This window comes from Alkaliphilus hydrothermalis, from assembly GCF_016908555.1.
GTDB classification, from domain to species: domain Bacteria; phylum Bacillota; class Clostridia; order Peptostreptococcales; family Natronincolaceae; genus Alkaliphilus; species Alkaliphilus hydrothermalis.
The window spans coordinates 46305-67216 of record NZ_JAFBEE010000015.1 but is presented as its reverse complement, the minus strand read 5'-3'; the positions used below and the strand labels follow the sequence as shown (position 1 = coordinate 67216).

The following is a 20912-nucleotide window of genomic DNA, read 5'->3' as shown; positions in this document are numbered from 1 at the left end:
CATCAGTAGATGCATTATTCTCGTTGTAAATTTTACATATTTTATATTTTCCTTCTCTCATCCAGACTATAACTGTCGGCTCTGGAATTTCACCAGATCAGCCAAAGGCTCGCGGGCTTCGCTATTAACGTTACCGCCGGTGGGGATTTGCACCCCGCCCTGAAGGTTTATTTATTTTTAATTATTATGGTTATACAATATCATAAATCATTTTTTAGGACAAGCTTTTGTTAAAATTAATTAAAATATTTGAGATTACTCAAAATTTATCTATTAGTTATAAGAGCATCCTCTGGAACTGGTTTAGGCTTCTCCCCTAGATGATTGACAACATATATCCCCAGTAAAATAAAGAATCCACCTGCCAATTGCATTAGATATAACTTTTCTCCTAGGATTAGGAAAGCCGCCATCACTCCTATTAGAGGCATTAGATTGATGTACACATTCGTCTTGGTTGGCCCTAAATTTTTGAGGGCATATAGGTACAAGTAATAACATAGGGCAGAGCAGATTAAGGCTAAATATATTATATTCCCCCAAGAAACTAAACTAATGGGCTGCCACCTGTTTTTTTCTAGTAAAACAAAAGGAATTAAGAAAATTGCCCCGTAAAAATTTTGCTGATAAGAAAGATATAATGTAGGATACTTGCCGTCTAATCTCTTGCTAAGAATAGTATAAACTACCCAACTGAGGGATGCTCCAATCATTAGAAGACTTCCCAATACTTCCATAGGATTTGTACTAACGGAGATGGAGTTTCCAATCACTAATAAAACCCCAAACATTGATAAGATTACACCCATTCCTTTTCTGAAATCAATGACAGTACGGGAAATGATAGATTCTGCCACAATTGTAAATAGGGGGATAGACGCCAATAGTATTGTTGCATTTGCTACATTGATATAGCTTAGTCCATAATTCTCAAAAATAAAATAGATCGTTACACCGATTAATCCGCACAGAATCATACTCCTACGATCTTGTATTTGGGTCTTCATTTCTGGATTACTTATTTTATTAACTACAAATAGGACAAAAGAAGCAATTGTAAATCGTATAAAAGCCAGTGTTGATGGTGGTACTTCCCTAAGGGCAATCTTAATACTTGAGGCAGAGATTCCCCAAAAGAAAATCGTCATGAGTATTGCTAAAGTAGCATAGATCTTCTTCTCTTTTATCATCTTTCATTCTCCTCATTATCGACTTGTTTCATCTCCAATTATACTGATTGACTGTTTCTTTGTAAATAGCCAAAGCTACATCTTAGAGAAGTATGTTAAAATCCTTTTCATGAAATAAGTAATGCTGGATATAATAATTATTAATGATTAATCTACAATTCACCTGATTACTGATACTACCTACAATTGGAGGACTTTTATGATTTATTTACTAGAGCACTATATCGAAATAATTGTTATGTATGTTATATCTATGCTGGAGTTAATTGGAATTTTTATTATTGGATACTCAGGTATCCGTGGCTTTCTAAGTTATGCAAAGGCTAAGCTAAAATTTAAAGATACCCTTGTAAAAATTGAACTGGCAAAGGGCCTAGCACTGGGCTTGGAATTCAAGCTTGGTGGAGAAATTCTGAGAACCATTCTAGTACGAACTATGGATGAAATTAAGGTCTTGGGGGCTATCATTGTTTTAAGACTGATCCTAACATACGTTATTCACTGGGAGATTAATTCAGAACTCCTTCAAGATGAAAAAATTAAAGAGTGTTTCATGAATAATCGTAAATAGTTTTCTGAGCATGTAAGTTCCTTTCTTTAATGTATTGACTTCCTTCCTAATCCAGTGTAATATTACACTAAATGAGAATGAGCACGATCATGGAGGAGTTTGATGAATAGAGAAGGACTTATTAATTCTGTTTGGGATAAATTTAAGCTGGTAAGGGTTGAATTGGGCTTTACACAAGAGGAAATGGCAGAAAAACTGGGGATTTCGAAGAAAACCCTGGTTCAAATTGAGAAGCATAGGGTGTCTCCTGGTTGGACAACGACTGTGGCATTTTGTACATTGTTTCGCCGAAGTGAGGTACTGCAAAATGCTTTTGGTGGTGATCCATTAGAAATTCTAGAGGTGATTACAAACCCCATACTTTTAAAGCCCAAAGAAACGACTTTAGGTGGGAAAGTCTGGTGGGTTGATATTCTTAGCAAAGAAAACTACCGAATTCAACAAAATGTTATTTCTCAGCATTATCGTATTTTAGATAAAATGAATAGACGATGGTTGAGTACCTTTGATTTGGACTATGCTAAAGCTATACTGATGCAACTGGCTAGTAACAATAATCATTAGTCACTAATTAACCATTCACTCAATCATTCAAACATTTTAACGAAAGTTATTCCAATTGGGTTGTATCTATGTAGTTAGGCATGAAGGCTAGGTTGAGGGTAGAAAATTGAGGGTAGAAAATATAAGGAATCACAAGCTAGGATTAAATCCCAGCCTGTGATTTTTTATGCTTTTGATAGTTATAATCTTGCTTTTCTTTCCTTGATTCCCAGTAACCCCACAGGACTGTTGAAATGGGCAATAGGAAGCATAAAAGGGCATAGGGGAAATATTTTATTGTGCTGACTCCTAATATAGAGGTAATTGCAATGGCATTAACATTCCAAGGTACGAGGGATACTGTCACTACCCCAGAGTCTGCAATTGTTCTCCCTAGTTTTTTAGTGGAGATTCTCCTCCTATTGTATTCATCCTTTAGAAATCTACTGGGGATAATAATTGCTAGACTTTGATTACAGGTTGCCACCACCATTAGGAGACTTAACAAGGTCGTCTTGTAGATTAAATGTCCTGTATTTTTTATTCCCTTTAGGTATCTGTCCATCAAGGGCTGTAGCATCCCCATGGATTCCATTAATCCATTAAGGGCTGTTGATGCAACTATAATAATAATTACGTTTTTCATGGAAAGGAGTCCCCCTCCAGAAAGGAGTTCCATAATTTGTGGGTTTTCTGGATAGTATCCCTTTATCATCACTTGATATAATTTTCCAAGGGAAGTTAATTGGGTAAATGTTATTAGTCCAATACTACTGATGACTCCAGCAATCATGCAGTAAAGGATAGGTACTTTTATAACTGCCAATAGGAGGATCATAGCTGGAGGTATCAAGGAATACCATTCTATAATAAAATGGCTATTCATTAGGGTTTTAATTTCTTCCACCCGTAGGTCTACTGTTGCCTGTGCCCCATATCCACTGCCCATGATGTAATAGGCTGAAATACAAATGACTAAAACTGGTGCCATTGTCTTTAGCATTTCCTTAAGCATTCCCATGAGCTTTGATTCTGTAACTGCTGCAATGAGGTTAGCACTACTGGACATGGGGGATGTTCTGTCACCTATATACGCTCCTGATATTATGGCCCCCACCACCATAGGTAGGGGAAGCCCAAGGGTTTTGCCTATTTCCAGTAAAGGAATCCCTACAGTTGTGATGGTTCCAATGGATGTTCCTAGGACTAATGATATTCCACCCGTGATAAGGAATACCGCCAACAAGAAATTCATTTTTGTTAAATATTTAAACCCTAAGAGCATCATGGCAGGTATTGTTCCGCTGTACATCCATAGGGCTGAAAGGATTCCGATTAGAGACATAATAAATAGTACAATAAAGGCTTTTTTAATACCTGTTTCCATCATTTTTCCCATTGTCCCTAGGGGATAGCCCGCTTGGTAGCCCACACCTAGAGTTAGAAAAATTCCTAATATGAGTCCGTAGTGGGCCGCCCCTGCGTAAACGATCCCCAAAACAATTCCCAGTAAAGTGACTATAAGGATTGTGGTTGTCTTTGTTGATTTAATTTCTTTTGTCATAGATTCCCTTCCTTGCTATCGTTATTTTAAAATGTAATCTAGCTTAAATTTCTCATTACTACATAGAAATGCTATTTTAAACTAAATACTATTAAGCCTTGAAGAGTTTTATAGTATGTTCTTGCCCCTGATTAACAAGCATATTCAGAAAATTTTTGAGAACATTATTGAAGAACCTTATTGAATCATTGAATCAATATCATTTTAACATATTTACTTGTCATTTCACCAACTAATATTAGGTTGAATCTCCATTATAATAGAAGACCCTCATTAACTGGCCTTCGTTTGTTGAAAAACACTTTTTTTCATCCTAAAAAAAGCCAGCATTGTAGCATGTTTCCTTCTACGCTACGGTTGCTGGCTTTATTTATCTCTTAATCTATCGTTTTTTAAAAATAGTTCCTCTGTTATTCTCCTTAATACAATAGTCTATACTTCTATCCCTTTACTCCTCCAACAGTTAATCCGCTCACAATATATTTCTGGAAGGCAAGGTATATGATTGTAAGGGGTAGTGCCATAATGATGGAACCTGCACTGAATACTCCCCATGAAACGGTTCTAAAATCTGCCGCCCATCCAAAGAGTCCTTGGGCTAAGGTATACATAGATCCATCGGTTAGGAACAGATAGGATGTTACATAATCAGTCCAAGGTACTGTAAAGATAAAGATTGCTGTAATGGCTAATGCTGGTTTTGCTAAGGGTAACATAATCAAAGTGAATATTTGAAGTTTTGAAGCTCCGTCTACAATAGCTGCTTCTTCTATTGATTTAGGTATCGTATCAAAGTACCCCTTTAGATTCCATACGGCAAATGCCATATTGGCGGCTGACCATATTAAGATTAAGCTGATATAGGTGTTTTTTATCCCTAATACTTTGATTAGCATTAGCTGAGGTACTAAGGAGGCTGTTGCTGGTAGCATCATGTATACTACGAAGGAAACTAAGCCTGCCCGCTTTCCTGGAAAATTAAATCTTGAGAAGGCATAGGCTGCTAATGTTGCCAGGGCTAAACAGAATATTGTTGTCCCTGCTGAGAATATAAAACTATTTCTTAGCCAAGTTAAAAAGCTAGGATGGGTGAGCACCTCTATGAAGTTATCCAGTGTAGGATTCTTTGGGAATAGAGTGATCTCTGTACTTACCATACTTGTTCGATTATCAAAGGCTGTATGGAGTACCCACCAGATTGGTATTAAAGTGATTAGGCATGCTGTAATCATAAATAAATGAGTTAAAAAATAACTCATTTTTTCTTTTAGCCGATAGTTCATTCTACTCCACCCCCTCTTGTGATAGTGCTTTTGTAACCCTCATATTAATGGCAGTAATAATAATTAAGATAATAGATACGATAACTGAATAGGTTGCCGCCATTGAGTAGGCATTTTGTTGCGTTAATATATTGAACTGATAGGTGGAAACGATTTCTGTTGCTTTACCTGGCCCACCACCAGTGATTAGATAAATGACATTGAAGTTGGTAAAGGTCCAGATGGTTCCTAGTATTGTAGCTGGCAGCATTGCTGGCTTTAATAAAGGAATTGTGATGTTCTTAAATTTCTGCCATCCACTGGCTCCATCTATATCGGCTGCTTCATAATAATCCCTAGGAATACTTTGTAGTGCCCCGGTCGCCACCATTGTCATGAAGGGGAAGCCTAACCAAATATTTACGATGATGGCGGAAACAAACGCCATACCTGCATGGGAGGTCCATGATACTGCCGGAATGCCCATCATCTCCAGTATTTGATTGAAGAAACCAAATTGTTCGTTGTACATCATTTTCCAAACTAACGCTGTAACGAATTGAGGTACTGCCCAAGGCAGGATTACTAATGTTCTATAGATTCCTTTTCCTCTTAATTTTGGTCTGTTTAGGGCTATGGCAATGATTAGGCCTATGGATACATGAAAGAATACGTTTACGATCGTCCAGATAAAAGTTCTAAACAGAACAATTAGGAATTCTGCATCCATGCTTCCAATTGCTCTAAAGTAATTTCTTAATCCAACAAACTTCACAGTGCCCTGTCCCATGGTATATAGGTTGGCATTGAAAAAAGATAACCCTATTCCATAAAGAATTGGCCCTAGGGAGATCATTAGAACTACCAGCATTGCTGGTAATACATATAAGTAGGCTATTTTATTTTTTTTGATTTTATCTAATAAGCCTTGCCTTTTGGGGGTAGTATTTGTTGTTTTTTCTGGTCTTTGATTCTGTTGTGATATCATTTTTCTCACTCCTTGCCTACTCCTTTTTGGAAAGAGTTACTAATATAACCTCTCTAATGATTAAGTCTGAGGAATTTTTCCCCAGACTTATGGTTGTAATATTATTCTCCTCTTGCTTCTTTGATGGCTTTTTCTATTTCCTCTTGAGTATTTTTAGCTACTTCTGTTGCATCCTTATTGGAATCAACTACTGCTTCAATGGCATCTTTAACTGGCTCCCATACCTGCGCCATTTCTGGAATCGCTGGCATTGCAATTGCGTTTGCAGCTTGTTCTTGGATTAACTTATCTGTATCTCTATTAAATTCAACCTTGTTGTTGGCAGGTACTACCCCAACTTTTTCATTGAATAATTTTGCCATTTCAGCTGATGCTACGAACTTGGCAAATTCAGCAGCAGCACCTTTATTTTCTGCCATTCTAGGAAGGAATGCCATTTTTACTCCCATGAAGGGTTTTGATTCGTTGTTGGCTATATCGTTCTTAGGAATGATTGTGGCTCCCCAATTTACTCCACTCTTGTCTAAATCCCCAAAAGCCCAAGGTCCATTGATTAGGAAAGCTGATTTTCCTTCTGTAAATAATGCCATTGCTGTACCATAATCTAATGACTTTGGCATAACCTTATCTTCATTCTTTAGTTGATGTAAGAAGTCTAAGTATGCAACAAAGTTTTCGTTATTAAAGTCTGGTGTTCCTTCATCATCTTTAAAAATTTTGTTTCCAAAACCTGAGAAGAAGGCGTGGGTAAAGTAGTAGATTCCATTATAGTCAAAGGAAAGTCCCCAATTTTCCCCTTGAGTGTTGGCCTTTGCAATTTCTAGCATTTCGCTTATTGATTTTGGTGCTTGTGGTACTAAGTCTTTATTGTAAATTAGTACAACTGCGTCCATTGATAGAGGGAATCCATAGTGCTTCTTGTTGAAGGCAGCTGCCTCATAAGTACTCTCTACGTATTCACTTTTTACCTCTTTTACATATCCGTCTATTGCATCAATCAAGTTGCCAACTGCAAATTCTCCTGTCCAGTCATGGGGACCAAAGAATAAATCCGGACCATCGCCGGTTTGGAGAGAAGCCTTTAGTTTGTCTTTATATCCACCTTCAAAGGGTGTATATAATAGGTTGAAGGTTACATTTGGATACTTAGCTGTAAATTGTTTTGTTGCCTCCACTAGGGCAGCTTCTTCTTCTCCTGACCATCCGTGCCATACATTTAATGCAACTACTTCGTCAGGATTGAATTTTTCTACTGCTGACGTATTACTGGATTGGGTACAACCCCCTAGGACCATGATTGCCATTGCTGCTAAGAATACTAAGCTAATCAATTTTTTATAACGTCTTTGCATTTTGAATCCCCCTTTTTTTATTCATACAACCTACTGCGTTTTTATGCAACCGTTTGCATTAGTCTTAATATAAGTATATTTCATAACGAAAATTCTGTCAATATAATTCTATCTACAATTTAAGAGATTTAGTTACGATTTTCACCATGATATGATATACCCTTGTTTTAGCTTAGTAAATAGAAATAGAATATATAAATGATTATTTTAATAAAGAAAGCCCATATATCAATAACTAGCACAGCCCATAAATTAACTCCGTGGGGCTTGTGGTTATTCTGATATTGGACTTTTATTGTGAACGATTGTTTACATTTGGTAGATTTTGAGAAAGATTTTTTTTGAAATTTATTTTGTTGATGACCGTAGTATTAATTTTGTATCCACTATATGATGATTACTTTCTAATTCCTCATCACATATATGCTTTAACAATATTTTTGCTGCTTGACAACCTAGCTCTGTTGCATTAATCTCTACAGAAGTTAAGCTAGGGGATAAGTATGGTGCCAACAGGGTATTGTTAAACCCTGTCACGGAAATATCCTGTGGGATCTGATATCCTAGGTCTTTAATCGCCCCCATGCTTCCGTAAGCAATCAAATCATCAGTGGTAACGATGGCATCAATATCTCTTTGTTTTTTTAGTAGCTCCACTGTGGCTCGGTACCCTTCCTCCTCTGTAAAGTCTGCCTCTATAATAAGGTCTTTCTCCACCGGATATTCATGACGTTGAAGGGCTTCTTTGTATCCTAAAAGTCTACTTTTGGTTACTTGCAGTTTTTGACTACCTCCTATAAAGGCAATACGCTTGTGTCCTGAGCTGATTAATGTTTCTGTCACATCCTTCATGGCCTTAGTGTTGTCATTGTCTACCCACATGATGTCTCCTTCATTGTTGGGTCTACCTACTACTACAAAGGGAAACTGACTTTTAAGTAGATATTTCACGTTCTCATCCTGTTCCCTTACTGTTAGCAGGATGATCCCATCAACCCGTTTTGAGTTAACTGCCCTAGAGATTTGATTTAACTCGTCTTCTTCATTTTTTGCAGAGGAAAGAAGTAGAGAATAATCAAAATTTTCTATATAACGGGTTACTCCTAAAATAAACTGAGTAAAGAAGGGGTTAAGAAAGCTATCCTCTGCTGAGGCCGTCATAACAATCCCCAAGGTTTGGGATGATTTGTTGGCTAGGCTTCGGGCGATTTCATTGGGGTGATATCCTAACTTTTTAATTATTTCGTTCACCTTATCTTTGGTGGCTTGACTAATACTGGGACTGTTTTTGAGTACTCTTGATACAGTTGATGGTGCTACATTTGCCTGTCGGGCAACTTCTCTAATGGTTACTTTCATTTAACTCTTCCTTTGTCTTTTGAATGATTTGATGATTTCTTTCTATTATTGTACCACTGTTTCAAAGGAAATAGAATATTCTAACGATTATATTTTAATGTTAATTCACTAAGCTTCTTTTCCGTTGAATCTGTTATTTGGTTTTCTTGATATCTCCACCGCCAGTTATCTCCCCCTATTGTTCCTGGATAATTCATTCTTGCCTCTGTATCAAGGCAAAGGATATCCTGCATTGGGAAAATAGAAAAAATAGAGCTGGTTTTCATGGTGATCTCAATTAATTTCCATACAACTTCATCATCCGCCATATCTATCCTTACACCATAGTACTTTTCTAATTCCTTCAGTACTTCTACATCATTGTCTTTAACGACTTTTTTAAACCAACCCAAAGATGTGTCATTGTCATGGGTACCTGTATAAACAACAGATGTCTTTTCAAATCCGTTGGGCTTTGAATTTTTAGGGAGTTTTGGATCGAAGGAAAATTGCAATATCTTCATACCCGGGAACTGGAATTTATTTTTTAGTTGTGCCACCTCTGGGGTAATGAAGCCTAAATCTTCTACTAGAATAGGAAGGTCTCCTAAATATTGTTTTACGATTGTAAACAATTGATCTCCCGGCGCCTTGACCCATTGACCTGTTTCTGCGGTCTTGGAGCCAGCTGGAATTTCCCAATATGCCTCAAATCCTCTAAAATGGTCAATTCTAATAATATCCACCAGTTCAAGCAATTTTTTAAATCGTCTTCTCCACCAGTAGTAATCGTCCTCCGCCATTTTAGTCCAGTTAAAATGAGGATTTCCCCATAGTTGACCAGTTTTGCTAAAGTAATCAGGAGGTACTCCTGCCATTTTTGATGGATTTCCATCTCCATCTAGTTCAAAAAGATGGGGTTCTACCCAAGCATCACTGCTGTCATAGGATATGAAGATTGGTAAATCTCCCACCAATTTAACCCCTTGTTGATGGGCATAGGCTTTAAGCTGCCGCCATTGTTTTTCAAAAATGTATTGTAAGAATAGCTGATATAGTATCTCTTCTTTCAATAGGTCTTGATAGTTTTCTAAAGCCTCTTGTTCTCTAAAGGCTATCCCTCGATCCCATTGATTCCAAGGAGCCCCTCCGTGGTGTTCCTTCAGGGCGGCAAATAAGCTATAATCCACAATCCATTCTTTGTTTTCGTCTATAAAGTCATGGTAATCCTTTGTAGAATTTTTCTTGAATCTAGTGAAGGCTCTTTTAAATAGCTCCTCTTTGTATTTCTTAACCTCTTGAAAGTCAACCTTTTCTCGATTGAAATCTGGAGGTTGGGGGATTTCCTCCTGAAGGAGTAAGCCCTCCTCTACTAATTGATCTATACTGATTAGTAAAGGATTTCCTGCAAAGGCTGAAAAACTTTGATAGGGGGACTCACCAAAACCAGGAGGATTTAAGGGAAGAATCTGCCATAGTTTTTGACTACCCCTCTTTAGGAAGTCAATAAATCTATAGGCTTCTCTACCGAAATCCCCTATTCCATACTTAGAGGGTAATGATGTCGGATGTAATAGTACTCCGTTGGATCTCTCAAATTTCATATTAACCCTCCTGACAATCTGATATGTATACTGTGTTTGTATAAAAATTAATCCTATTTTTTTCAGGTTTTCGAAACAATTAAAATCTGCCTGTTCAAAAGTCTTTAGATTCGAGGAACAAGACAAAATAGCGAAGGTAGCGTATACATCAATACGTATCTTCCATTGGTGCATACAGCACTTCATAATATTCCTTCACCATACGATCAACTGAGAAGAAATCTTTTGTTGAATTAATGCTGGCTAACATCATATCCCTCCACTTGGTTGGATTGCTATAGTAGGTCGGTACTACTTCATTAAGTAGCGTATCGTATAGGGCCTTTGCATCCCTTACATCTTGTTCTTCAGTATTCTCAAGAACAACTTCATCCCCTATCGCCCATCCATTTACGCCATGTTGACAAGCCTCTGGCCACCATCCATCAAGGATAGAGCAGTTTAATACCCCATTCATGGCTGCCTTCATTCCAGATGTACCACTGGCTTCGTTAGGTCTACGGGGGTTGTTTAACCATACATCACAACCTCTTGTAAGGATTTGACCGATTTCCATATCATAATTTTCAATAAATACGACGCTTTGGGGATATTTCTTTGACATTCTGATTAAATCTAAGATAATGTGCTTTCCACCGTCATCCAATGGATGGGCTTTTCCTGAGAAGATGATTTGTACTTCACCTTTCTCCAATAACCCTTCTAATTTTTCTTCATCTCTAAAGATTAGGTTACTTCTCTTGTAGGTGGCAGCTCTTCTTGAGAATCCGATTAATAAAGCATTTGGATTCAGTTTAATGCCTTTTCTCCCTTCCACAAAGTTAATTAATTCTTTTTTAATCTCCATGTGGCTATTCCATACATCTTCTGGACTCTGGAAGTCTTGCATCATTCTTTCATCCACCCAAGTACCTCTGTGGACCGCATTCGTAATCCCTACGATATTTGATTTACCTTCTACATCCTTCCACATGTCATTGGCGGTTTCGTTATGAAGGGCCGCTACTGCATTTGCCTTTCTTGATAATCTAAGGGCAGCCACTGTCATATTGAAGGGCACACCACCGATTTGGTTCATTTGATCAACTGTAAAATTTAGATTAGCCCCCATGTAGAATAGGGTTTCGATGCTATGCTGCTCATTGCCTGCTTGGATTGGGGTATGGGTAGTAAATACAACTTCTTTTCTAGTGGTTTCCCATGCCTCATGAAATCCTAGCCCCTGCTGGATTTTTTCCCTCATTAGCTCTAATCCTGCCAATACTGCATGACCTTCGTTGAAGTGGTAAACATCTACTTCGTGACCTAACGCTCTTAAAGCACGAACTCCACCAATTCCCAGTACAATTTCTTGGGCTATACGATCTTCGCTGAAGCCACCATAAAGTTGTCCCGTAATCCACCTTTGACCATTTTCTTCAATGTCTGTATCCAGTAAATAAAGAGGTGCATTACCAAAGCAGTCTACCTTCCATACCTTACAGTATACATCATCTTGCCGAATTCTTACCTTTACCTTAACCCCTGTATCTTCTAAAAAGTCGTATTTATATTGACGATAGCAATCGTATAGATTTCCGTTTTCATCTGTTTTCTGCTCTACATAACCTTGTTTCCACTTTAGACCGATACCTACTAAAGGTAGGTTGTTGTCTTTTGCTCCCTTTAGATGATCCCCAGCTAAGATCCCTAATCCGCCAGAATAAATCTTGAAGCTGTTATCTAACCCATATTCCATACAGAAATAAGCTACTTTTGGTAATTTCTTTTCCATTTTCTTTTCCTCCTCTTTGTGCAAACGGTTGCGTAAATTGTTATATAATATGCGGTAGTCTTATGATTAGTCAAAACCACCGCTTTATTATTTACTCTTTAAATTTAGTTTTATTATATACTTTTCTTCAACAACATTGCAATCTTAAAAAATATTGCATCTTCAAATTTTCTTAGGTCTAAGCCCGTAAGCCTTGAAATTCGGTCTAATCGATAGGCTAATGTATTTCTATGAATGAACAGCGCCTTAGAGGTTTCGCCTAAATTAAGGTTATTTTTTAAAAATGTTTCTATGGTTAAATGGGCTTCTTCATCCATTTCTTCAAAGCCTTTATTCTCATAGATGTCGGCATAGAGTCCTTCCCTTTCCTTTTTTGAAATAGAGAAGATTGTCTTTTCCAGTTTTAATTCATCTTCTAAATATATATGACTTCTGACGGTTACTGTTTTACCGATCAACAATACTTCTTTAAGTCCTTGAAGAATCTTTGGTAGTTTTTTCAGCTGATTGAATTCTTTACTTATAATGATGTATACATCTAGGTACAGCTCTGCATTCACCATGTCCCGTATGGTCTTTGCCATCCCTAATAGTTGTTCTTTTTGTCTTTTATCCTCCAGTAGTATAAAGATTCCTTCCTCGGTTGGTACTACTGTCAAACCTTCATCCTCTTTGAAACATTCCTCCAACACTTCCGCAAGTTCTTTTTCATCTTCTAACAGGGGGGCTTCTATCCAAATCAATTGATATGATTTTTGATCTTTTAAGATATTCATATGGCTGGATTTTAAGAAGACTTCCTTCCCATGACCCGTAGCAATATATTGTAGAATTTGTTTTTTATCGAGACTGTGGATCTCTTCTAGATATAGATTGATTAGTAGTTCCAAAAATCCAAGAGTTTCTTTATTTAATTCTGTAGCTGCTAGAACTTGATAATCTTCCCCTGCAGGAGATTTTATTGGATATATGAATTTCTCTTCCATCCTGTGATGACGCTGTTGATTCTTGTTGGCTTCACCATAGGTGGAAATGATGAATTGGTTATCCTTTAATAGAACCAGTTGATCGGGGTAGACTTTATGGATTTTTTTAAATAATTCCTCTAATGTCTTGATGATCAACACCCCCACTGTTTAAGTCTAGAATACTGCCATTTCATCTTCTTTATTGAAAATATGAATTTTATCTGGATTAAATACGAGTTTCATTTTTGAGTTTGGCTTAAGTGTTGCGTTGGCTCCTATACGGGCAGTAACACTTTCCCCTGCTATTTTTAAGTATAGGTATATCTCAGAACCCATAAGCTCTGTCACCTCTACGACTCCCTCTAGGGTAGAGTCTGGACACTTATCTAATACTGCTTCTTCGTGGATATCTTCTGGTCTAATCCCAAGTATGACTTCTTTATTATTATACCCTTTATCCTTTAGAAGTTTTGATTTTTCTTTTGATAAGGCCGCGGAGTTATAACCGAAGACAAAGCTGGCTTGATCTTCTTTGATTTCAATTTTTCCTTCTATAAAGTTCATTTGAGGACTTCCTATAAATCCTGCTACGAATACATTTGTAGGATGGTTGTATAGGTTTAATGGTGTATCCACCTGTTGTACAACCCCATCCTTCATTACGACGATTCGATCCCCCATGGTCATGGCTTCTGTCTGGTCATGGGTTACATAGACGAAGGTAGTCTGTAGCTTTTGATGAAGTTTTGATAGTTCAGTTCTCATTTGTACCCTTAGCTTTGCATCTAGGTTTGATAAAGGCTCATCCATTAAAAATACCTTTGGCTCTCGAACAATGGCTCTCCCTAGAGCTACCCTTTGTCTTTGTCCACCGGATAGGGCTTTTGGCTTTCGATCTAGGTATTCTTCTATATTAAGAATTTTTGCCGCCTCTAATACTCTTCTATTGATTTCATCCTTTGGCATTTTCTTTAGTTTTAATCCAAAGGCCATATTGTCATACACCGACATATGGGGATATAGGGCATAGTTTTGAAACACCATTGCTATGTCACGATCCTTTGGAGCTATGTCATTTACCAATCTGTCGTCAATATATAACTCACCCTTTGAGATTTCCTCTAAACCTGCAATCATCCTTAAGGTGGTGGATTTACCACACCCTGAAGGACCTACTAATACTAAGAATTCCTTATCCTTTATTCCAAGATTGAAATCCTTTACGGCTGTTACATTACCTGAATAAATCTTATATATGTTTTTAAGCGTTAAACTAGCCACCTTCTATTCCTCCCTCTTTCTTATCTAATAATATTGTAATATATTATTTCTCCGAGGGCTATTGTCATCCTGCACAAAATTTTGGTCGTTTGTTATGAAAATTGACAAGGGTGCTAGGTGTTTGCAGCGACGCAGAAGATGGTGACTTTTCAAGAGACAGAGATGATTTTGATGTACACCGTAGGAAAAGCCAAATCCTTGAGCTGTCCCTTACTAACCCATTGAAATTCTGTATCTCTTAAGTCTTCATGATTTGTACAAACTCCCCTAAAGATTGATATCTGCCATTTCTGGTGGGTGAAGACGTGCTTACTTTCACCTACGTATTCTTCTATGGTAACACCCTTTAAACTATCAGTCTTTTCATCTATTACCTGTTGCACATCCTCCACAGCTTTACTCTTTTTCTCTAGGTCTAAGGTTGGTAAAACCCACATTCCTGCCAAGAGACCTGAGTCTTTGTTTTTCTTGACTAAGATTTGGTTATGAATTTTGTCTTCTATCCATAGGACAGCCTTGTTATGTTGGGTGACTTTGGTTTTGATGATTCTAACAGGTAATTGTTCTTGTAGATTTTGTTCTTTTGCTCTACAATAATCTCTTATTGGACATGCCTCACATTTATAGTTTTTAGGGGTACATATGGTGGCCCCCAGTTCCATTAGGGCTTCGCTGAAGTCCCCACAGTAACCATCGGGCATCATTACCTCCACCCTTTGTCGAACTTCCTCTACTGTTTCTTTTGCCATTATGTCCTTTGATATATTATACAACCGGCTATATACCCGCATTACGTTTCCGTCGATGGCAGGGACAGGTTGATTGTATGCAATACTTAGAACTGCCCCAGCTGTATAGGGTCCTATTCCTGGTATCTTGATGATTTCCTTATAGGTACTGGGGACAATACCTTGGTGTTTTTCGAGAATCACCTTTGCTGCCTTGTGGAGATTCCGCCCCCTTGAGTAATAACCTAACCCCTCCCAGCTTTTTAAAACATCTTCTTCCGTTGCTGCTGCTAGGTCTTCTATTGTAGGAAATCTCTCTATGAAACGGGTATAATAGTCTATTACTGTTTCTACTCTTGTTTGCTGTAGCATAATTTCTGATATCCATATATAGTAGGGATTCTTGGTTTCTCGCCAAGGCATCCATCTTTTGTTTTGTTTGAACCATTTAAGTAGGTCAATTACTATTTGCTCTTTTTCTATCATATGATTATTCCCTTCGTTGATGGTATGATATTGGTTAAATAATAAAATTAATTTTAAATGTCGATTAATATTAAATCAGTAATTTAATGTTAATTTTTAGGCTTATGATTTATTTATCTAGTTTGATGTTAACATAATTATGATATTTGTTAAAGAATCGAATATTGGAAATAAAGAAAAACCAGTTACCTAGATGTATTTAGAATACATTAGGTAACTGGTTTTTGCTATAACTAATTTACTGAATCAAAAGATAAAAAATACTATGGGAAAGAAATTATAATGTTTCTTCACCTGGTTGCCAATCTATTGGGCATAGACCACCATGCTTAAGGGCTTGTAATACTCTTAGAGTTTCATCTACACTTCTTCCAACATTTAAGTCATGTACTACTGAGTATCTTAGAACTCCCTCTGGGTCGATGATGAATAATCCTCTTAGGGCGATTCCTGCTTCTTCAACTAATATTCCATAGTCTCTAGCTACTCTTTGAGTCATATCAGATGCTAATGGGAAGGCTAGTTTTCCTAATCCTCCATGGGCTTCTGCTGCATTAATCCATGCTTTATGGGAATGCTCACTGTCAGTACTTACTCCAAGGATTTCTGCTCCTAACTTTTTGAACTCATCTATTTTAGTGTTGTACCCTCTGATTTCCGTTGGGCAAACAAATGTGAAGTCAAGTGGATAGAAGAACATTACTAACCATTTTCCTTTATAATCTTCTAACGATACCCTTCCAAAGTTTTTACCTTCTCCATCAACTGTGTTCATTTCAAAACTTGGTGCTTTTAAACCTACCATTCTTTCTGCCATTTTATGTACCTCCTATAATTTTAACTTTTGTTTGATTTAGTCTATATATAGCCCAGCTGATATTTCTTAAACAATAAATTTTATTAAATAATAAAGTTTGTTTATTTAGAATATTTAGATTTAACCAGGGCGCAATATTCTATTAATCATCAGCAGAGCTTACATATATTCTGTACCTTTGTTATATTGCTACGGAGGTTGCTCCTATATGTACTGCAATTGATTGTAAATACTAATGACAGGTAGTAGTATCATAGAAGAAAGTTATAGTAAGTATTACTGCTATTCCATAAAAAAGATTCTGCTTCTACCGAGGAAATATTAGCGACTACTGTAGTACAAAAAACCCATAAACTAGTATGATCCTTTTCAACAATTAAGGGATATAGCATGAACTATATCCCTTAATTGTTTTTATTAATTAATTGTTTTTATTAATATTAATGAACTATATTAGTGTACTTCCTTTAATTCATTTAAAGAAACTTCCCTTGTCTCTTGATCAAAGATATTAGTTTTAATATTCGCTGTATTCTTTGATGGGTTTACTCCTGCAATCCAGATAGATTGACCGTTGTATTGTACTTGGATTTTATCATTAGATTCAATAATATCTTGAGCTCTTTTGGCATCCATTCTAAACACTCCTTCATTTCTTTTTTAGAAGTTATTTAACTCCTTTAGGGTATATTGTTTCCACTGGATGCCTTTAATATTAATCTTTTTTTCTTGCAACACCTGTTTTGATGGCGGTTTCTGCCACTGCTTTTGCTACCCTTTCTACAATTCTTTTATCGAAGGGGTCTGGTATGACATATTCAGGGCGTAGTTCCTTTTCCTCTATAATTCCAGCGATAGCGTAGGCTGCTGCCACCTTCATTTCTTCATGTATCTCTGATGCCCTTACATCTAAAGCTCCTCTGAATATCCCAGGAAAGGCTAACACATTATTAATTTGATTTGGAAAATCAGATCTACCTGTTCCAATTACCTTTGCTCCACCTTCCTTTGCAAGGTCTGGCATTATCTCTGGTATCGGATTTGTCATTGCAAAGACAATGCCGTTATCCTCCATCGATTGAACCATTTCCTTTGTCACTACATTTGGAGCTGAAACTCCGATAAATACATCTGCCCCCTCCATAGCTACGTCTAATTTTCCTTTTGTCTGCTGACGATTTATTTTCTTCGCCATTTCCTCTTGATATGGATTGTTTCCAGGTGCTCCTTCGTAAATGATTCCTTCTCTATTTAGTAGAAGAATATCTTGTACTCCAACATTTAAAAGCAGTTTCCCTATGGCAATCCCAGCAGATCCCGCTCCATTAATCACGACTTTAATTTCTTCAAATTTTTTGTTAACCACCTTTAATGCATTAATTAGCCCTGCAAGCACTACGATTGCTGTTCCATGTTGATCATCATGAAAAACAGGTATATCTAAGATATTTTTTAACTTTTCTTCAATCTCAAAGCATCTAGGGGCAGCTATATCCTCTAGGTTGATCCCCCCAAAAGTAGGGGCTAAGTACTTTACTGTTTTAATAATTTCATCTACATCCTTGGTATCTAAGCAAATTGGGAAGGCATCTACGTTGGCAAAACTCTTAAATAAAATTGCCTTACCCTCCATCACAGGCATCGCAGCCTCAGGTCCAATATCTCCTAATCCTAGTACAGCACTTCCATCGGAAACCACTGCAACTAAATTTCCCTTTGATGTGTAGGTGTATACCTTTGATTTTTCTTGGTGAATAGCTCTACAGGGTTCTGCTACTCCTGGTGTATAGGCTAGGCTGAGGTCTTCTCTTGTTTCTATCTTTACCTTCGAATTAATACTTATTTTCCCCACTGCCTCCTTATGTAGTTGGAGGCTTTTTTCTTGCGTATTCAATTCCATCCTTCTCCTCTCATGTAATCTTTAATTTTTTTTGCATATATCTAATTTTTTAAAACTGATCGTTATTCTAGAGTTCTCCTTCTATTGTATAATTTTACGGACGATGGGTAAAGGGGATATTTAAAAGATCAAAAAAGGTTACACGAAGTATAGTTCTTCTTGCAACCTTTAAATTTCAAACTAAAATAAATTTGATATACTAAAGACTTCCCTTTCTTTAATAGTCTCAACTACGAATTTTAATTGCGATATTTCCCCTAACGTAAGGTTTTTTTCCTCTACTTCAATGTACTTTTCAATTTTGACTAAAGTTTTATTAATCTCATCTAAATCATAGTGTTCAAGAATTACCTCATAGACCTTGAGTATTTTAATCCAGTCTCTTTCTATTTCCTGCAATTGTGTTTGTGCAGATTCCCAATCTTCCGCCAATACAGCTTGATCTAACCTGTCTATATTGTTGAGCATTTTTCCACTATTTATATTTATGTATTCAGCGAAGTAGAAGGCACCACCTAAAAATAGTGCCAGTATAACAATTGTAATGATTACAACCTTCATATCATATTTCCTCCTTGATGATTCTTATGATATCTGCTTTTTTTGAAGATGAAACTCTTTACTCGAGGTCAGAAATGCAAAAAATACTTCATCTATTTTATCAATCTTATGCTTTCTTAGTTGCTGCTCTAACCAATCTTCGTTGAAACCAGCATTCATCAAGTTTTTACTCAACAACTGCCCATCGAGTATTAAGGTCACTGGTAATTGCTCCTGTTGTTTTGATATATTTAAATCTTCTAAGGATACTTGAGCTTTGCCAGTCTTGGGAATAACACTAATATCACCGTTGGTCTCCATAATGCAATACTCGACATCACTAATATTGGGATAATCCTTTAATCTCAATTGCTCCAGTAGGTCGTTCATGTTAATTCTAAGTCTTCTGAGCTCCGATTGATCTACTACCCCTTTACTAATGAGTATACTTGGCTTTCCACAGATTATATTACTGATGGTTTCGCTTTTAATGGAAAGATAGGATACAATCACTTGAACCGAAAGCAATGTGAGAATTGGAATAACTCCATTGAGCAATGGAATTGAGGCGTTTTCCATTGGAGTAGCTGCCAGTTCTGCAATCAGTAATGTAATAACCAGTTCAAAGGGCTGCATTTGAGCTATTTGTCTTTTTCCCATCATTCTCATTACTACCACAACTAGGAAATATAATATAAAAGCTCTTACAAACATAATCAGCATTTTATCAGCTCCTTTGTCTCAATTACTTTTATTATTGCCTATATTATTTGGAATATAAGTCTGTCTTTAGTCTTTAGTAGTGTAATTATTGGTTATTACCTTTTGGGATTGGGTAATTTATTTATAGTATCTTTAGTCTTAAGAAGGGATGATGATGTATGGCAAACTTATTTTCTCCTATGAGTTTTAAAAATTTATCATTGAAAAACCGTATTGTAATGGCCCCCATGTGCCAATATAGTGCTGATGAGAAGGGTTATGTGCAGGATTGGCACACCACCCATTATGCTAGCCGTGCCGTCGGTGGTGTTGGACTAATTATTATTGAAGCAACCGCTGTAGAACCAAGAGGACGTATTTCATCTAAGGACTTAGGCATTTGGGAGGACGAGCATATAGCTGGATTAAAATCCATTGTAGACCAATGTAGAAGATATGGCAGTAGGGTAGGTATTCAATTGGCCCATGTTGGCCGAAAAGGGAATGTTCCAACTGAAACCTGCGTTGCCCCCAGTGCCATTGCCTTTAGTAAAGATTATCCAGTCCCCCATGAATTATCTAAGAGTGAAATCAAAGGAATAGTTGAAGCATTTAAGCAGGCCGCTAGACGATCAAAAGAGGCTGGTTTTGATATCATTGAAATCCACGGTGCCCATGGTTATTTGATTAATGAATTTTTATCTCCATTATCTAATCAACGGAAGGATGAGTATGGTGGAAATCCAGAGAATCGTGCTAGATTCTTGAGGGAGATTATAGAGGCGATAAGAGAAGTATTGGGTGAGGATTATCCACTGATTCTTAGAGTTTCTGCTGAGGATTATGATGAAGCCGGAAATCATCCTGAAGATGTGGCGGAATTGATTAATCTGACGAAGGAATACGGAATAGATTTAGTGAATGTGAGCTCTGGTGCAGTGGTGTCTGCTACCATAAACACCTACCCAGGCTATCAAATAACTTTTTCTGAAACAATAAAAAAACTTACAGGTATTCCTACGATTGCTGGAGGGCTGATTACTTCTCCTTTAATGGCAGAAGAGATTGTTTCCAACGGTAGAGGAGATATGGTGTATCTAGGAAGGGAGCTTCTAAGAAATCCCTACTGGCCTCTGCAGGCGGCTAAGGAGTTGGGGGCGGAAATTGAATGGCCTCGGCAGTATGAAAGGTCTAAGTTATAGGATAAGCAAGCCGTTAAGGGTGCAAAGACCAGAAGAAAATGTCTCCGAGTCGGTAAGGGACTAAAAAGTATTTTATTCAAACAACTTAATAAGGAGGTTAAG

The 20912-nt window shown here is 37.1% G+C and carries 19 protein-coding genes and 1 riboswitch; of the genes, 3 read left to right on the top strand and 16 right to left on the bottom strand.

The window, feature by feature from the left end; translation table 11 throughout:
• Window positions 1–45 precede the first annotated feature (45 nt).
• Window positions 46–171, bottom strand: a riboswitch (FMN riboswitch).
• Between the two features lie 95 nt (window positions 172–266).
• Window positions 267–1190: a DMT family transporter gene (locus tag JOC73_RS10945; protein ID WP_204403104.1), complete on the bottom strand. Its 924-nt coding sequence runs from the start codon at window positions 1188–1190 to the stop codon at window positions 267–269.
• Between the two features lie 199 nt (window positions 1191–1389).
• On the opposite strand from JOC73_RS10945, the gene JOC73_RS10940 reads away from it, so the two are divergent.
• Together JOC73_RS10940 and JOC73_RS10935 are read left to right on the top strand one after the other, a co-directional pair.
• Window positions 1390–1761, top strand: coding sequence for a DUF1622 domain-containing protein (locus tag JOC73_RS10940; protein ID WP_204403102.1), 372 nt, complete (start codon window positions 1390–1392; stop codon window positions 1759–1761).
• Window positions 1762–1863: 102 nt separating this feature from the next.
• Window positions 1864–2325 (top strand): helix-turn-helix transcriptional regulator, encoded by a 462-nt coding sequence (locus tag JOC73_RS10935; protein WP_204403100.1) that lies wholly within the window; start codon window positions 1864–1866, stop codon window positions 2323–2325.
• A gap of 142 nt (window positions 2326–2467) precedes the next feature.
• Here the strand turns inward: JOC73_RS10935 and JOC73_RS10930 are convergent, their stop codons facing one another.
• From JOC73_RS10930 to JOC73_RS10860, 15 genes are all read right to left on the bottom strand, one after another.
• The gene (locus tag JOC73_RS10930; protein ID WP_204403098.1) at window positions 2468–3868 is read right to left on the bottom strand and encodes a Na+/H+ antiporter NhaC family protein; all 1401 of its coding nucleotides are present in this window, start codon (window positions 3866–3868) and stop codon (window positions 2468–2470) included.
• A 440-nt stretch (window positions 3869–4308) separates the two neighbouring features.
• Entirely contained in the window at window positions 4309–5151 is an 843-nt protein-coding gene (locus JOC73_RS10925; RefSeq protein ID WP_204403096.1) for a sugar ABC transporter permease, read from the bottom strand.
• A gap of 1 nt (window position 5152) precedes the next feature.
• Window positions 5153–6118: a carbohydrate ABC transporter permease gene (locus JOC73_RS10920; protein WP_204403094.1), complete on the bottom strand. Its 966-nt coding sequence runs from the start codon at window positions 6116–6118 to the stop codon at window positions 5153–5155.
• Window positions 6119–6219: 101 nt separating this feature from the next.
• Window positions 6220–7470, bottom strand: a complete 1251-nt coding sequence (locus JOC73_RS10915; RefSeq protein ID WP_204403092.1) for a sugar ABC transporter substrate-binding protein — start codon at window positions 7468–7470, stop codon at window positions 6220–6222.
• A 348-nt stretch (window positions 7471–7818) separates the two neighbouring features.
• Window positions 7819–8829, bottom strand: coding sequence for a LacI family DNA-binding transcriptional regulator (locus JOC73_RS10910; RefSeq protein ID WP_204403090.1), 1011 nt, complete (start codon window positions 8827–8829; stop codon window positions 7819–7821).
• Between the two features lie 80 nt (window positions 8830–8909).
• Entirely contained in the window at window positions 8910–10412 is a 1503-nt protein-coding gene (gene malQ / locus JOC73_RS10905) for a 4-alpha-glucanotransferase (protein WP_204403087.1), read from the bottom strand.
• Window positions 10413–10560: 148 nt separating this feature from the next.
• Complete coding sequence (gene glgP, locus JOC73_RS10900; RefSeq protein WP_204403085.1) at window positions 10561–12186, bottom strand: alpha-glucan family phosphorylase; 1626 nt, start codon at window positions 12184–12186, stop codon at window positions 10561–10563.
• 113 nt (window positions 12187–12299) lie between these two features.
• Window positions 12300–13313, bottom strand: a complete 1014-nt coding sequence (locus JOC73_RS10895) for a PucR family transcriptional regulator (protein WP_204403083.1) — start codon at window positions 13311–13313, stop codon at window positions 12300–12302.
• A gap of 15 nt (window positions 13314–13328) precedes the next feature.
• The gene (locus JOC73_RS10890) at window positions 13329–14435 is read right to left on the bottom strand and encodes an ABC transporter ATP-binding protein (protein ID WP_204403081.1); all 1107 of its coding nucleotides are present in this window, start codon (window positions 14433–14435) and stop codon (window positions 13329–13331) included.
• A 149-nt stretch (window positions 14436–14584) separates the two neighbouring features.
• Window positions 14585–15649 carry an A/G-specific adenine glycosylase gene (gene mutY / locus JOC73_RS10885; protein WP_204403079.1) on the bottom strand — a complete coding sequence of 355 codons (1065 nt, stop codon included), beginning with the start codon at window positions 15647–15649 and terminating at the stop codon, window positions 14585–14587.
• 277 nt (window positions 15650–15926) lie between these two features.
• Window positions 15927–16466 (bottom strand): peroxiredoxin, encoded by a 540-nt coding sequence (locus JOC73_RS10880; protein WP_204403077.1) that lies wholly within the window; start codon window positions 16464–16466, stop codon window positions 15927–15929.
• Window positions 16467–16919: 453 nt separating this feature from the next.
• Window positions 16920–17102, bottom strand: a complete 183-nt coding sequence (locus JOC73_RS10875; RefSeq protein ID WP_204403074.1) for an H-type small acid-soluble spore protein — start codon at window positions 17100–17102, stop codon at window positions 16920–16922.
• 79 nt (window positions 17103–17181) lie between these two features.
• On the bottom strand, window positions 17182–18366 hold the full coding sequence (locus tag JOC73_RS10870) for an NAD(P)-dependent malic enzyme (protein ID WP_408626928.1): 1185 nt from the start codon (window positions 18364–18366) through the stop codon (window positions 17182–17184).
• Window positions 18367–18546: 180 nt separating this feature from the next.
• Window positions 18547–18927, bottom strand: a complete 381-nt coding sequence (locus tag JOC73_RS10865; RefSeq protein ID WP_204403072.1) for a DUF4363 family protein — start codon at window positions 18925–18927, stop codon at window positions 18547–18549.
• 24 nt (window positions 18928–18951) lie between these two features.
• Window positions 18952–19629, bottom strand: coding sequence for a YetF domain-containing protein (locus JOC73_RS10860; protein ID WP_204403070.1), 678 nt, complete (start codon window positions 19627–19629; stop codon window positions 18952–18954).
• Between the two features lie 158 nt (window positions 19630–19787).
• Between JOC73_RS10860 and namA the strand changes: the two genes are divergently transcribed.
• Window positions 19788–20810, top strand: a complete 1023-nt coding sequence (gene namA, locus JOC73_RS10855; protein ID WP_204403068.1) for an NADPH dehydrogenase NamA — start codon at window positions 19788–19790, stop codon at window positions 20808–20810.
• Window positions 20811–20912: the final 102 nt, after the last annotated feature.

Coding starts and splice junctions, on each gene's coding strand:
- JOC73_RS10945 (WP_204403104.1), bottom strand. CDS start 1,190: ATGATAAAAGAGAAGAAGATCTATGCTACTTTAGCAATACTCATGACG.
- JOC73_RS10940 (WP_204403102.1), top strand. CDS start 1,390: ATGATTTATTTACTAGAGCACTATATCGAAATAATTGTTATGTATGTT.
- JOC73_RS10935 (WP_204403100.1), top strand. CDS start 1,864: ATGAATAGAGAAGGACTTATTAATTCTGTTTGGGATAAATTTAAGCTG.
- JOC73_RS10930 (WP_204403098.1), bottom strand. CDS start 3,868: ATGACAAAAGAAATTAAATCAACAAAGACAACCACAATCCTTATAGTC.
- JOC73_RS10925 (WP_204403096.1), bottom strand. CDS start 5,151: ATGAACTATCGGCTAAAAGAAAAAATGAGTTATTTTTTAACTCATTTA.
- JOC73_RS10920 (WP_204403094.1), bottom strand. CDS start 6,118: ATGATATCACAACAGAATCAAAGACCAGAAAAAACAACAAATACTACC.
- JOC73_RS10915 (WP_204403092.1), bottom strand. CDS start 7,470: ATGCAAAGACGTTATAAAAAATTGATTAGCTTAGTATTCTTAGCAGCA.
- JOC73_RS10910 (WP_204403090.1), bottom strand. CDS start 8,829: ATGAAAGTAACCATTAGAGAAGTTGCCCGACAGGCAAATGTAGCACCA.
- malQ (WP_204403087.1), bottom strand. CDS start 10,412: ATGAAATTTGAGAGATCCAACGGAGTACTATTACATCCGACATCATTA.
- glgP (WP_204403085.1), bottom strand. CDS start 12,186: ATGGAAAAGAAATTACCAAAAGTAGCTTATTTCTGTATGGAATATGGG.
- mutY (WP_204403079.1), bottom strand. CDS start 15,649: ATGATAGAAAAAGAGCAAATAGTAATTGACCTACTTAAATGGTTCAAA.
- JOC73_RS10880 (WP_204403077.1), bottom strand. CDS start 16,466: ATGGCAGAAAGAATGGTAGGTTTAAAAGCACCAAGTTTTGAAATGAAC.
- JOC73_RS10875 (WP_204403074.1), bottom strand. CDS start 17,102: ATGGATGCCAAAAGAGCTCAAGATATTATTGAATCTAATGATAAAATC.
- JOC73_RS10870 (WP_408626928.1), bottom strand. CDS start 18,366: ATGGAATTGAATACGCAAGAAAAAAGCCTCCAACTACATAAGGAGGCA.
- JOC73_RS10865 (WP_204403072.1), bottom strand. CDS start 18,927: ATGAAGGTTGTAATCATTACAATTGTTATACTGGCACTATTTTTAGGT.
- JOC73_RS10860 (WP_204403070.1), bottom strand. CDS start 19,629: ATGCTGATTATGTTTGTAAGAGCTTTTATATTATATTTCCTAGTTGTG.
- namA (WP_204403068.1), top strand. CDS start 19,788: ATGGCAAACTTATTTTCTCCTATGAGTTTTAAAAATTTATCATTGAAA.